Here is a 13,065-nt window from a genome sequence, read left to right on the forward strand (position 1 = left end):
TCAGTCGAGCGCCCGCTCCGCGAGGTACGTACGCAGCGCGGTCGCGACTTCTTCGAAGTCCTTGACGGTGAGCCCGTCGGTGGTGACCAGCACGCCCTCGCGGTCGTTTGTCACCCTGATGAGAAAGCCGTTGTCGAAGACCCGAATCGTGTAATTGTAGTCGCCGAGTTCGGACCCGTCGTAGGCGGTCTGGGCGGTCGTGAAGCCGCGCCACTCGTGGCCGATGAACGTCGAGAGGTCCGCATCGCGCTCGAGGTCGTCGCGGAGGTAGAGCTGCTCGTAGTCGTCTCTCGTGAAGTAGGTGACCGAACGCAAGCTATCGCCGATGGCTGTCCGGGCGGTCGTGACGATCTGGTTCGACGTGTCGGACGTGAGTAGCCCTGTGGCCATATCAGGGGGGTAGGTCTCCGTCACCTTAATGACGGTGGCTTTCCGCGGCCAAGTGATCGATCCCGGTGGTTATTTCCGGTCGAATAGAACGCAGCTTCTCGCCAGTTAGGCCTGCTCGATCGCCTGATCGAGGTCCGCGATCACGTCCTCGACGTCTTCGATGCCGACCGAGAGCCGAACGAGGTCGTCGGTGACCCCGCCCGACAGTTTCTCCTCCTCGGTGAGCTGCTGGTGGGTCGTACTCGCCGGGTGGATGATCAGCGTCTTCGCGTCGCCGACGTTCGCCAGCAGACTCGTGAGATCGACCTCGTTACAGACCGTCTCGGCCGCGTCGTAGCCGCCTTCGACGCCGAACGTTATCATTCCGCCGTAGCCCCCATCGAGGTACTTCTCGGCGTTTTCGTGGGTCTCGTGGCTCTCGAGACCGGGGTAGTTGACCCACGAAATCTTGTCGTGATCCTCGAGGTACTCGGCGACGATCTGGGCGTTCTCGGAGTGTTTCTCCATCCGCAGGGGCAGCGACTCGAGTTTCTGAAGCGTGACCCAGGCGTCGAACGGCGACTGCTGGTTGCCCAGATCTCGCAGTCCGCGAGTGCGCGCGGCAATGGCGAACGCCTGCTCGCCGAACGTCTCGTGGAAGTTGATCCCGTGGTAGGCCGGGTTCGGTTCGGTGAGTTCGGGGTAGTCGCCCTCGTCCCAGGGGAAGCTGCCGCCGTCGACGAGGATACCGCCGACCGTCGAGCCGGAGCCGGTGAGCCACTTCGTCGTCGAGTTCCAGACCAGGTCCGCGCCGTGGTCTAAGGGCCGACAGAGGTGGGGCGTCGCGAAGGTGTTGTCGACGAACAGCGGTACGTCGTGTTCGTGGGCGATCTCCGCGACCCGTTCGATGTCGGGCGTGACCAGCGCCGGGTTCCCGATCGTCTCGAGGTGGACGAACGCGGTGTCGTCGTCGATGGCCTCCTCGTAGGCGTCGTAGTCGAGCGTATCGACGAACTTCGTCTCGATGCCGCGCTTTGCGACGGTGTGGGTGAGGTAGGTGTAGGTGCCGCCGTAGAGTGCCGACGCGGAGACGATGTTGTCGCCGACCTCGGCGAGGATGAACGTTGCGAGGTCGAAGGCGGCCATCCCGGACGCGGTCGCGAGCGCGCCGACGCCGCCCTCGAGCGTCGCGATGCGCTCTTCTAACATCGCGTTCGTCGGGTTCATGATCCGCGAGTAGATGTTGCCGAACTCCTCGAGTCCGAACAGGTTTGCGGCGTGTTCGGTGTCATCGAAGACGTAGGACGTCGTTTGGTAGATCGGTGGTGCTCTGGCCCCCGTCGTCGGGTCCGGTTCCTGACCAGCGTGGACACTGTTCGTGGCGAAGCGGTGATTCGGTTGCTCGTCGCTCATGTACGCGAACGGATGATCGGTACCGTAGTAAAAGTATCCGCTATCCGAGGATACAGAGATCGGCGAGGGTGGTCATCAGAACGCCGGCTTCCGAGAGTGGTGTGTCGCCGTTCAGAATGGCGCTGTCGCCGTTCCAAGTGATACTGCCGCCGCTTTTCGAGCGACGCCATCGATCGAACCGCGAGTCGACGGTCAGACGGTCGCTGTTCGAAAGCCAACTGCGGTCGTGGATCCGATCGACGCCTCCCTTCACAGCAGTCCCATCGCGACGAGGCCGGCGAGGGGTTCCCGAAGCAACAACAGGAGGACGCCTGCGGCCACGACGACGACGACCCAGCCGAACATGATGTACATCGCTTTGCGGACGAAGTCTTCGTCTTCGTCCACCATGAGTGAGCCCTGCGATTCCTGATTAGACATGGCCGTGACTTTCGACTCGGCTACTATAATATTACGTGATCCGTCCTTCGCGCTACTCGTTCTCTTCGCCCGATTCGATCCGGCCCCGACGCGTTCGACCGGAGCGCCTTTCATCGTTCGGTGCCCGCCACTCGAGCATGGAAACGACGCGCCACTTCACCGTGACGCTCTACATCGTCAACGACGGGGCGACGGCGCTTCACGCGCACGACAAGCTCGGGAAACGAATCCCGCCCGGCGGCCACATCGACCGCGACGAACTGCCACACGAGGCGGCGATCCGGGAGTGTCGCGAGGAAACCGGCCTCGAGGCGTCGATCCCGCGAGTTCAGGACTCACTCGAGAGCGACGCGGGACGGAGCCTTCCACAACCTCGTCGGCAGATGCTCTACGACGTCGACGTCTACGACGGCGCCGTCGGTCACCAGCACATCGATCACGTCTACTTCGGCTCCGTGCCGAGCCGCGAAATCGATCCGGGTCCGGGCGAGGCCGGTGTCGACGCGTGGGCCTGGTACGCGCCCGACGAACTCCGGGCGAGCGACCTCGACGCCGACGTGATCGAACTCGGCTGTGCGGCGATCGACGCGGTTGCCCAGCGCTGAGACGGACCGCCGCGCGCTCTCAGCGGCCCGGTTCGTCGGGGTGAACTACTCGAGCAAGCTCTCGCCGGTCATCTCTGGGGGCTGCTCGATGCCGATCAACTCGAGCATCGTCGGGGCGATGTCCGCGAGAGTACCGCCGTCGCGGACCTGTCGGCCGCCGTCGGTGCCGTCGGAAGCAACGTACACGAACGGCACGAGGTTATACGTGTGCGCCGTGTGCGGGCGCTCTTCGGTTCCCATGTCGTCGGCGTTGCCGTGATCGGCGGTGATGAGGACGTGGGCCCCGTGATCCTCGAGCGTGTCGACGAGCCGTCCGAGTTCGAAATCGACGGCTTCGACCGCTTCGACGGCGGCGCGGTAGTCGCCCGTGTGACCCACCATGTCCGGATTGGCGTAGTTGAGCACGAGCACGTCCGGATCTTCGCGTCGAATCGTCTCGATCGCGGTGTCGGTCACCTCGGGGGCGCTCATCTCCGGTTGCTGGTCGTAGGTCGGGACGTCCGGACTCTCGACGATCTCCCGGTGTTCGCCGTCGAACTCGACCTCGCGACCACCGTTCAGGAAGTAGGTGACGTGGGCGTACTTCTCGGACTCGGCCATGCGAAGCTGACTCATCCCCGCGTCAGCGAGCACCTCGCCCAGCACCTGTTCGGGCTGGTTCGGCGGGAACGCGATGGGCTGATCGAACGTCTCGTCGTACTCGGTCATCGTCACCAGTTCGATGTCCGGCGGACTCGTCTCGAACTCCCACTCGGGCCGAATATCGGCGAGCATCCGCGTAAGCTGTCTCGCCCGGTCGGATCGGAAGTTGAACCAGACGACCGAATCGCCGTCCTCAAGCGCCGGCTCACCCGAAATGACCGTCGGCTCGACGAACTCGTCGGTCTCTCCGCGGTCGTAGGACGATTCGACGGCGTCGACCGCCGACTCGGCTTCGTATTCCGCCTCGCGGGAGACGATGGCGTCGTAGGCGCGTTTCGTTCGGTCCCAGTTCTGGTCGCGATCCATCGCGTAGTACCGCCCCGAGACCGTCGCCACGTCGCCCGTCCCGTGGGTGTCGATGGCCTCCTCGAGCGCCGTCAGATACCCCTTGCCGCCGGTCGGAGACGTGTCCCGGCCGTCGGTGATCGCGTGGGTGACGGCCTCGACGTCACGGTCCGCGGCGAGTTCGATCAGCGCGTGGAGGTGCTCCTGATCGGAGTGGACCCCGCCGTCGCTGACGAGGCCGAGAAAGTGCACCCGGCCGTCGTTCTCGCGGGCGTGGTCGAACGCCGCGTTGATCGCGTCGTTCTCGCGGAACGAGCCGTCGTCGATGGCGTCCGAGATCCGGGTGTACTCCTGGTAGACGACCCGGCCCGCGCCGATGTTCAGGTGGCCGACCTCGCTGTTTCCCATCTGTCCGTCGGGCAGGCCGACGCGCCGGCCGGCGACCTCGAGGCTGCCCGACGCGCCCGTTCTCGAGAGCCGATCGAAGACCGGCGTGTGGGCTGCCTCGACTGCGTTTCGTCCGCCGTCGTCATCACCGAGTCCCCAACCGTCGAGGACGATCAGTGCCGCGTTCATGTGCGAGTCCAACGGGTCCCGCCGTATCTAGCTGTCGCTCACGTCGGGATGGGAGTCGCTCGAGCGCGACATTCGAGGATTTGTAACAATGTACCTCGATAGGATGTATTTACCAGAATTGCCTATGAAAACGCGATAAGTACAGCAACCTCTTTTGCCGGGGTCCTCCCTCGTTCGTTTCACTCACTCGGTCGAACCCCGGCAAAACCCGTTGATGCCAAAAGGCCGCCGTCGCGGGATTTCACCCTGCTCCGGCGGGGAACCGCTCGCTTCGCTCGCGGATGCTCGGTATCTTTCCCAGCGTTCCATTTGCATCTGTAGTTGCCGTTCAGTATAGGAGATACAGGTACTGTTGTATTATGGAATTATTTTCCGTCTTTAATTAGGTACGGGAAACAGAACTACGGTGCCGACGGCGCACATGCGAAAACTGCTAGGAGGAGTGGGAATATATCGAGCTCCCTCAGAAATTGTCTGTTCGGATATTCCATACTCAAACTTGAATCCCCTTGGTTGTTGGGGTACATTTTGCAGTATTGACACCTCTTTTTCCTCTGGGTGCAGAGGATATGAACGCATGCAACAAATTAGTGAAGTCCACTTTACGACTCACGGCAAGACGGAAAACCGGCAACTCATCGACCGATACATCTTAGACGCAGTCGAGAGACTCCCGCAGCAGGGATTCTGCGATCACGCGGCGTTCATTCCCTTGACACACGACGCGGTCGATGGCGGCAACGTCTGGATCACGGTTGCAGGCGACATGGAAACTCTCGTCGACCACGAGTCCGAGGACTGGGACGACCTCGTCAAGGAGGGGCTCGTGTCGGAATGGGACGTGACCGAGGTGACGGAGGACTGGTACGAGATTGCAGGGGAGCAGGGTGGAGAGTTACTATTCCAACTCCATCGCGTTGCGAATCAGGCGACTAAGGTCGCTTTCGAGGAATTCGAGACCCCACCAGCGCCAGTTGACTCCTATCCAGCAGAGGATGCAAAACACCCGGTCGGGTGGTGGATGGTGCTTGACACTATAGCGGCGCACCAAGAGTACACCTTCGAAGAAAGAGTGGAGGCATTCTTGTATGGGATTCGGCACAAGTATGAGGATGTTTCTAAGTTGGAATCACCCGAGAAGGCGGCCCAGCAGATCGATGAGTGCATTCAATCACTCGAAACGTTCCGAAACGAGATCCAAGACTGACGAAATCATCGCGGTAACAACGGCATCTCGATGTACGTCCAGCTGATCGCCAATTCGCTCTTAGCGATCATCGATATATCAGATTTGAAGCTATTCGTGTTCGTACTCAGCGCCGCAGTCGCCACAGACGGTGCCGTGGCCCGGCTTGCTTCGCTGGGCGAACACCGCGCCGCAGTCGGGACAGATCATAAAGAGTCGGTGTTCGGGCGGAACGCCCGCCTCGAACTCCATCCGGACCCACGCGTCGGGGTTTTCCTCGTCGCGGATGGTCACGCCGTTTTCCGTGCGGTGCCAGTTGATCGGTTGGGTCTCCGAATCGGCGGTCCGAATTCCTCGCTTGGACATCGGGTATTCGGGTAGTCGACGCCCAATCATATACGTTTTCTGATAATTATTTACCCGGTCTCGAGTGAACCGCTCGAGCGCGCCGTGAGTTTCGTGGGCGACTCGAGCCGACGGACGGGTCGGTCCGATCGCGGGATTTTTGCGGGTGGGGTCGGTGGAGTCGGTCATGACGCTCGATCCGGTCCACTTCGACGGCATCGCGCGACTCGCGCGGCGGATCGACCACGGTGCCGACGAGCGGGACCACCGGGAGTTCGCCGAGACGGTCTGGGAGTCGTTTCTGGATCCACTCGCCTACGACGGCCGGACGATTCTCGAGCCGATCGGCGAGCGGCGAAAGCGACTCGTCGACTGCGAGGACGTCGCGCTCTGCGAGCGGCCGTTTCCGACCCAGCACGGCCTCGACGCCGGGACGATCAACCCGACGACGTTCAAAAACGGGCTGGTCATCGACATTGCACAGGCCGCGATGAGCACGACCCCGAGCGACCTCGACTTACACCGCTCGCGAACCGTCGTCGCGACGGTCCACTCGAACGACGAGACTGCGCGGGTCGACGATCGATGGGACGCCTTCGACGAGGGGTACAGTCGCTCGCGAGCCGTGAAGGTGCCGCCGCTGCCCCGGTTCGCGGAGGGCGTCGTCCACGCGCTCGCGCTGTATCTCGCCGAGAGCGAACACGCCCGCGAACACGCCGACGACGTCTCCGATCTGCTCGTTCTGGACGGACCGCTCTACCCTCGCGGACTGCTTCGATGGGCCGACCAGCACCCCGATCTCGCCGATTTCCTGCTCGAGGATCCGCGCCCGGAGACGGTCCTCGAGAACTACGTTCGGCTGGTCGAGCGCTTCTGTGAGCGGGGCGTTCCCCTGATCGGGTTCGTCAAGAACCCCGCGACGCGCGTCATAACCCGGACGCTCAAACGAAAGAAGCGAACGGAAGGAGACGTGGGAATCGACGTTCCCTGGGCCGACGACTCCGCGATGTTCACCCGGATCTTAGAGCGCGGGGAGTACGTCGACGACGTCGACGGCGAGCGCTGGGAGCGAGACACCTCCGCGCTGACCTACACCAACTGGTTCCGGTCTCGAGGCGGCGTCGATCGGCCGCTGTCGGTCGAGGGCGACGCGCTCGGCGTCGAGCGAAAGCGAGACCTCGAGAGCTACGAGGTGACGTTTTTCGTCCTCTACGATCCGCGCGATGACCTGCTCTACCGAGTCGAAGCGCCCTACGCCTTCACCCGCGATCCGGACCTTCGCGAACGGCTGACGACGCACGTGCTCCAGAACGTGGCGATCGCCCACGGCCCGCCGACGATCATCGAGAAGGCGGACGAACTGGCCCGAATTAGCAATCCGGAGAAGCGCTCGCTCCGCGAGAGTTTAGAGGACAGTTTCGACACGACGCGGGACCGGACCTACGACAATCACCGGTGGGGCGAGGATCTGGTCTGACCGGCCGTCGCGAACGGCGCTCGCTCACCGTCCTCGAGACGCACCCTATCATCCAAACCTGTCAGGTATTCATCCCACAGTAAACGTCTCGAGACTCCCTCTCAAACCGCGGAGCGAAGACGACAAGACGACTGGCGTGTAACGAGTTAGTAGGATCGTCCGTCCGGTATTTACACTTGCGAACGGTGCCCGAAACCAATCTGACAGGACATGAGAGACGACCACACTCGAACCGATCACCTCCGACGTGTCGCGCTCACACTCGCGATCCTCCTCGCCGCGGCTGGCTTCGCCGTCGGCGCGGTCGCCGGAGCCGATCAACTCGCCGTGTTGACGCCGACGCCCCACAGCGTCGAGGCCGATCCCGGCGAGGAGTTCACCGTCGACGTCGCCATGGTAACCGACGGCGGCTACGGCGGCGAGGGCGTCGACTCCGTCGACTTCGTCGCCCAGTATCATCCGGAGTACCTCGAGATAACCTCGATCGAGCCCGGGCCGTGGCTCGAGCAGGGCGAGGAGACGACGGTTCGAAGCGACGAGACCCTCGCCCACGAGAACGGGACGGCCGTCCTCGAACAGTGGCGCGATCCCGTCCAGGGCGGGGCGACCGGGAACGAGCGCCTCGTGACGTTCACGGTTGAAGTCGCCGAGGGCGCACCGCCCGGCGAGACCACTATCGACGTCACGGAAACGAGCGTCGGTCTCGAGCAGTCTTACCCGCTACAGGTCCACGGGCAGGACGTCTCCGTCTCGATTGACGGCGGGGACGAGTCGCTCGAGTCGTTCGAGCATCCGGACCCCGACGAACTCGCAGCGACGGGAGCAGGCGGTGGGGAAGAAAACGGTAGCGAGCAGCCGACAGACGAGTCCGACGCCTCACTGTTCGGTCCCGGCGCGTTCGTCCTGATTGCAACCGTCTTCGTCGGTCTCGTCGTCGTGTTTCTGTCGACTCGCGGCACTCGATGACCGGTCTAGATCTCCGGTTCGGGCTCGCTCTTTTCGACCGCGAGTTCGACCTCGCTCTCGGGGACGCCGATGCGGGCGAACTGCGTCCGGACGTGTTCTTTGGCGGCCTCGAGGGCCTGTTCGCGCGTGTCGAAGCCCCGGGGCATCGGCGACTCGAAGGCGACGTTGACCTCCCGGTCGTTGACGAGCTGGGTCGTCCCGCCGCTGTCGACCTCGTAGAACTCGTCACAGACCCAGACGTACGCGGCAGCTTCGTCGGGTGCGCCTCGAAACGACGGCGCCTGCTCGCCGCGCTCGTAGAGCGTTCCCGTCAGTTCGGTTCCGCCTGCGCGACCGCGTACCAGCAACATGCACCGAGATACGGCCCGAAGATGCAAAAAGGCGTGGAGTGGCGAACTGCCACTCGAGTCGCCGTCGATCGGCTGTCAAGCGCCTACCCAAATCGTTTTGGAAACGGGCTTATACCCGTCGGGCGGGTGTGTCGTCCTAATGAGTTCGGATGCCCACTTCGGCGACGACAGCAGAGATTCGCTTGCCGAGATCCCGTCGGAGTGTTACGACGTTCTTCGGCACCCGCGACGCCTCCGCGTGCTCGAGGTCCTGGGGGGCTACGACCGGGCAGTACCGCTCGCCGAACTGGTCACGGAGGTTCGCCGTCGGAGCGCGTCTGCCGGTCAGGACCGGCCGACCGAACGCGAGATCCGAACGAGCCTCGTCCACGCGCACCTCCCCAAACTCGCCGGTTACGGCGTCATCGACTGGGACGGGGAGACCGCATCTGTCGGGTCGAACGCCCCGATCCCGCCGATGAACGTGGCGTCTCTCCTCGAGGCCTGCTCGAGCGCGGACGAGCGGGTCCTCGAGACGGTCGTACACCCCGTTCGCCTGCCGCTGCTCCGAACGCTCCAGGAACGCGGCCGAACGTGTTCGATCGCCGTGCTCGCCTCCCAGTTGACGACGCTTCGAGCCAGTCCGATCTCGGACGCGGAGAGCGCGGCTATCGCGCTCCATCACTCGCATCTCCCCGCGCTCGCGGACGTCGGTGCGATCGAGTACGAAGACGGGTGGGTGCGGACGACGACCGAGTCGATCCCGACGATGCACTGAATCCGACCGGCGGTTGAAGGTGTCTTCCGCTCGAGCGCCAGTGCAGGCCACTCCATCGTTCGAGTGCCGTCCGAGCCCCGTTTTTCGACTCGAGATCTCGTCGTCGCTCCGCTCGCTCCTCTTACACCGACGCTTTTCACATCGTTCGTTTCATCGCTCTCGAGTCACCGCCGTCCAGAACACAACTTCAACACGTGTCTCGGTATTTCTTTGAGGGACGAATCAGATATCGTGTATATGAGCGATCTGGGCGATTTCACCGATCACGCCGCCGACAGCGGCGACGACTCGAGCGGGACGGCGGATTCGGCCGACAGTTCGGCCGGCGGCGGGACGGAAACGAACGCGGCGACCGCTGCCGACGAGTTCGAGGCCCCCGTGGTGGACCCGCAGGGCGAAGACGTCGGCATCGGCACCATCTGCGTTTCCCAGGGGCTTCGGATCGCCGAGGACGAAGACGACACGACGCTTCGGGCCTACGTCACTCGGGGAAACCGCTCCGACATCAGGATCGGAACGTACCTGCTCGCGTCCTATCCCGAGGAGACGGGACAGGCCACGGGATCGACGACCGGCGGCAACGGCCCGGCCGGAGCGGCGAGTGACGAGACGCTGTTCTGTCGAATCACCGGCCTCGAGTACGCCCAGCAGTACCACGCCGACGACGCGACGGAGATCCACGCTCGGCGGGCGATGCGCCGGGACGGCATCGACGAAGCCGACTTCAAGTTCATCGCCTCGCTCGAGCCGGTCGCGGTGTTGTACGAAGACGATGGCGAGCTCAAGCGCCGGATGACCGATCGGGTGCCCAAACCCCAGACGGTGATCCGGACGGCCGACGACACTGAGGAGATCAAGACGGGGCTGAAGATCCCCGAGGACGGGGTCTTCCTCGGCCACCTCTCGGTCGGCGGTGAGAAGGTCCGGACGGCCGCCTCGCCGCCGACGATCGATTACCCGCTGAAAGACGACTACGAGGCGGGCGATCCGCTCGTCTTTCGACACTCGCTGGTCGCCGGCGGAACGGGGTCGGGGAAGACCCACGCCGCGAAGAACGTCCTCCGGCAGTACCTCGCCGAGGACCGGACCTATCCAATGGACGACGGCCGGGAGGTCCAGCCCGCGGTCGTCCAGTTCGACCCGCAGGACGAGTACGCCCAGATGCACGACGACAACCCCGAACTGGACGGCGAGTTCGCGCGGCGGCTCGAGCGCGAGGACATCGCCTACGGCGGCGTCGAGAAGACCACCGCGTTCGTGCCGAAAGTCGGGAACTCCTCGTACGCGGCGGGCCACCACCGCGCCGAGCAGGTCGAGTTCACGATTCCGTTCTCGATGGTCCACGAGAACCCGTGGCTGGTCGCCGGCAGCGGCCTCAACGACAACCAGTACGGCGCGCTCACGAGCGTCCTGCTCCCGCGCTTTCGAGATCAGTACGGCCCCGACGCCACCTACAGCGAGTTCACGACCTTCCTCGACGACCCGGCGCTGCGGGAGGAACTCGACGAGTCCGGTCGGGTCCACGAGGCGACTTTCGATGCCGTCCGCCGACGCGTGCTCGGCTTCGACCACGTCTTCGATCAGGACGCTCGGCCGATCACCGACCTGATCCACGAGTTCGTCCGCCCCGGCGGGCTCTCGGTGGTCCCGACCTACCACATCAACGACTCGAGGGCGACCGAAGCCGTCGTCCTCGCGCTCTCGAGTCTGCTCATCGACCAGAAGCTCTCGAACGATCCGACCTACGACCGGATCAAGGAGACGCCACTAATTTTGGGGATGGACGAGGCGCACAACTTCCTGACCGACGCCGACAGCGTGCAGGCGGGGAAGGTCATCCGCAAGTTTACCGAGGCGGCGAAGCAGGGCCGAAAGGAGCGACTCGGCCTCTTTCTCATCACGCAGGACCCACAGGACATCGACGACGCGGTCTTCAAACAGATCAACACGACCGTCGTCCTCAACCTCGGCGACGAGGACGCCATCAAGAGCGTGAACATCCCGAGCAACCTCGAGTCGAAAGTGCCCTACATGGAGAAGGGCCAGATGGTCGTCTACTCCCCCGACAATTCGGAGCCGGTCGAACTGATCGGCCTCTCGAAGTGTCTCACCAGACACGGACGGGATTGATCGTCACCTGTTCGCGACGGCTGTTCGAACCCGGTACCGGAACGGGAGGACGAAACGGGCTCGAGAACGTCCGTTCAGCAGAAGTTCTGCGTGGCGAACACCTGATCGGTATCAGTGACGTGAATGCCGATTCCCTGATTCTCCCAGTGGTCGGCGAGGAGGTTCTCCTTGTGACCCGGTGAATTCATCCATTGTTCGGCGATACCGTAGCCGAGTTCTCGCTCGTCTTCGTAGTGTACGATGGTCCCGTCGCCCGTATTGACCGGCGTGTCGTACCACGTCTGTGCGATGTTCTCGCCGCCGGTGTACCCGTTCACGCTGCATTCGTATCCCGCATCCGCGTACCTGTCAGTGAACGCGTTTCCATCCGGGTCAACGTGGGAGAAGTAGCCGCGATCGGCCATGTCTTCGCTGTGTTCCTGTGCGACGTTTCGGAGTTCGCTGTCGAACTCGAGTTCGTCTGCGCCGTCTGCAGTGCGTTCCTCGTTCACCGCCTCGTGGACGTACTGCTCGACGGCAGTTATGTTGATATCACCGCTTTCGCTGCTATCGACTTCTCCCGTGTCGTTCGTGGCCGTACTCGAGGCGGGTACTGCGGCCGCGGTACCGATCAGACCCAGAACGAGCATCGCCGTGACTGCCGTGATAGCTACCGATCTTGTGAGTCGCTTCATTCACATCGTAACTCGGTATTGATTGTAATAATAATAGCGGATGAAAATTATAAAAAGACAATCACTATGTTTGATGAACAGTATCGGACCTGACATTCGAGTCGTCGTTTCTGTGCGGTTTCGAACGGCTGCTCGAGACGGCGACCTGCCGCGAGGTCGAACAGCGATCGGCTAGGTCGATTGCAGGAGTACTCGCTCGAAGAACTCCCCGACCTCGCTCGCGATTTCGTCGTGTTTCCCGAGAAAGAAGTGATCGCCGGACAGCCCGACTGCCTCATCGCCGCGCTCGTTCGCGCGCTCGACGACCGGTTCCCAGTCGACGGTGGTATCTCGCTCACCGTACAGCACCTGAACGGGTAGTTGGGCTTTCTCGAGTCCCTTGAGTGCATCACGAGTATCCGAAAGTTGTGCGGTCGGAGCGAGAACCGAGACGCCGTCGCATTCGGCCTCGGAGGCCGTGATCAGCGCCAGCGTCGCCCCGAAGCTGTAGCCGAAGACGCCGACTCGCTCGTATCGTTCGTCCGCCCAGCGGACGGCGTTTCGCACGTCTTCGCGCTCGCCGTATCCCTCGTCCCAGGGACCGTAATCGAAGCGCAGACAGGCGATCCCGGCCTCGAGCAGCGCGTCGCTCACCGCGCGGAGGCGCTGGTCGCTCCGGGAGCCGCCCTGTTGGGGGTGGGGCGGGCAGGCGACGACGACCGCGTTCGGGGCGCGTTCGCCCGCTTGGTCGCTGAACGCGGGCTCCTCGAGCGTTCCGCGAACGTCGCGACCGCCGGGGATCAGCACGTCGCTCATACCGGTCGATCGGTC

General features: G+C 63.3%; 15 protein-coding genes. 6 read left to right on the forward strand and 9 right to left on the reverse strand.

All coding sequences use genetic code 11. The features are described from left to right. From BM348_RS09520 to BM348_RS21295, 4 genes are all read right to left on the reverse strand, one after another. Nucleotides 1-390: a DUF7522 family protein gene (locus BM348_RS09520; RefSeq protein ID WP_092904336.1), complete on the reverse strand. Its 390-nt coding sequence runs from the start codon at nucleotides 388-390 to the stop codon at nucleotides 1-3. 105 nt (nucleotides 391-495) lie between these two features. Beyond that, the gene (locus BM348_RS09525) at nucleotides 496-1,782 is read right to left on the reverse strand and encodes an O-acetylhomoserine aminocarboxypropyltransferase/cysteine synthase family protein (protein ID WP_092904338.1); all 1,287 of its coding nucleotides are present in this window, start codon (nucleotides 1,780-1,782) and stop codon (nucleotides 496-498) included. Between the two features lie 40 nt (nucleotides 1,783-1,822). Beyond that, a complete protein-coding gene (locus tag BM348_RS09530; RefSeq protein WP_092904340.1) occupies nucleotides 1,823-2,035 on the reverse strand; it encodes a hypothetical protein in 213 nt (70 codons plus the stop codon). Next, the gene (locus BM348_RS21295; protein ID WP_175507150.1) at nucleotides 2,032-2,202 is read right to left on the reverse strand and encodes a hypothetical protein; all 171 of its coding nucleotides are present in this window, start codon (nucleotides 2,200-2,202) and stop codon (nucleotides 2,032-2,034) included. Before BM348_RS21295 ends, BM348_RS09530 begins: the two co-directional genes overlap by 4 nt. Before the next feature lie 137 nt (nucleotides 2,203-2,339). Between BM348_RS21295 and BM348_RS09535 the strand changes: the two genes are divergently transcribed. Further along, on the forward strand, nucleotides 2,340-2,807 hold the full coding sequence (locus BM348_RS09535) for an NUDIX hydrolase (protein ID WP_092904342.1): 468 nt from the start codon (nucleotides 2,340-2,342) through the stop codon (nucleotides 2,805-2,807). 45 nt (nucleotides 2,808-2,852) lie between these two features. On the opposite strand, the gene gpmI is transcribed toward BM348_RS09535, so the two are convergent. After that, on the reverse strand, nucleotides 2,853-4,370 hold the full coding sequence (gpmI, locus tag BM348_RS09540) for a 2,3-bisphosphoglycerate-independent phosphoglycerate mutase (protein ID WP_092904344.1): 1,518 nt from the start codon (nucleotides 4,368-4,370) through the stop codon (nucleotides 2,853-2,855). A gap of 577 nt (nucleotides 4,371-4,947) precedes the next feature. Here gpmI and BM348_RS09545 point away from each other — a divergent pair. Next, entirely contained in the window at nucleotides 4,948-5,577 is a 630-nt protein-coding gene (locus tag BM348_RS09545) for a hypothetical protein (protein ID WP_092904346.1), read from the forward strand. Between the two features lie 90 nt (nucleotides 5,578-5,667). Here the strand turns inward: BM348_RS09545 and BM348_RS09550 are convergent, their stop codons facing one another. Continuing rightward, nucleotides 5,668-5,922, reverse strand: a complete 255-nt coding sequence (locus tag BM348_RS09550; RefSeq protein WP_175507151.1) for a hypothetical protein — start codon at nucleotides 5,920-5,922, stop codon at nucleotides 5,668-5,670. Nucleotides 5,923-6,088: 166 nt separating this feature from the next. On the opposite strand from BM348_RS09550, the gene BM348_RS09555 reads away from it, so the two are divergent. Beyond that, nucleotides 6,089-7,378 carry a DNA double-strand break repair nuclease NurA gene (locus BM348_RS09555; protein ID WP_092904348.1) on the forward strand — a complete coding sequence of 430 codons (1,290 nt, stop codon included), beginning with the start codon at nucleotides 6,089-6,091 and terminating at the stop codon, nucleotides 7,376-7,378. A gap of 210 nt (nucleotides 7,379-7,588) precedes the next feature. Further along, nucleotides 7,589-8,344: a cohesin domain-containing protein gene (locus BM348_RS09560; RefSeq protein ID WP_092904350.1), complete on the forward strand. Its 756-nt coding sequence runs from the start codon at nucleotides 7,589-7,591 to the stop codon at nucleotides 8,342-8,344. Nucleotides 8,345-8,349: 5 nt separating this feature from the next. Here BM348_RS09560 and BM348_RS09565 read toward each other — a convergent pair whose 3' ends face one another. Further along, nucleotides 8,350-8,694 (reverse strand): DUF7113 family protein, encoded by a 345-nt coding sequence (locus BM348_RS09565; protein WP_050051050.1) that lies wholly within the window; start codon nucleotides 8,692-8,694, stop codon nucleotides 8,350-8,352. 139 nt (nucleotides 8,695-8,833) lie between these two features. Here BM348_RS09565 and BM348_RS09570 point away from each other — a divergent pair, with 139 nt between their 5' ends. Then, a complete protein-coding gene (locus BM348_RS09570; protein WP_092904352.1) occupies nucleotides 8,834-9,451 on the forward strand; it encodes a DUF7344 domain-containing protein in 618 nt (205 codons plus the stop codon). A 237-nt stretch (nucleotides 9,452-9,688) separates the two neighbouring features. Further along, the gene (locus tag BM348_RS09575; protein ID WP_092904354.1) at nucleotides 9,689-11,581 is read left to right on the forward strand and encodes an ATP-binding protein; all 1,893 of its coding nucleotides are present in this window, start codon (nucleotides 9,689-9,691) and stop codon (nucleotides 11,579-11,581) included. Nucleotides 11,582-11,655: 74 nt separating this feature from the next. On the opposite strand, the gene BM348_RS09580 is transcribed toward BM348_RS09575, so the two are convergent. Together BM348_RS09580 and BM348_RS09585 are read right to left on the reverse strand one after the other, a co-directional pair. After that, entirely contained in the window at nucleotides 11,656-12,255 is a 600-nt protein-coding gene (locus BM348_RS09580) for a CAP domain-containing protein (protein ID WP_092904356.1), read from the reverse strand. A gap of 171 nt (nucleotides 12,256-12,426) precedes the next feature. Then, entirely contained in the window at nucleotides 12,427-13,050 is a 624-nt protein-coding gene (locus BM348_RS09585) for an alpha/beta hydrolase (RefSeq protein ID WP_092904358.1), read from the reverse strand. Nucleotides 13,051-13,065: the final 15 nt, after the last annotated feature.

It is taken from the genome of Halostagnicola kamekurae, from assembly GCF_900116205.1.
In the GTDB taxonomy this organism is placed as follows: Archaea; Halobacteriota; Halobacteria; order Halobacteriales; family Natrialbaceae; genus Halostagnicola; species Halostagnicola kamekurae.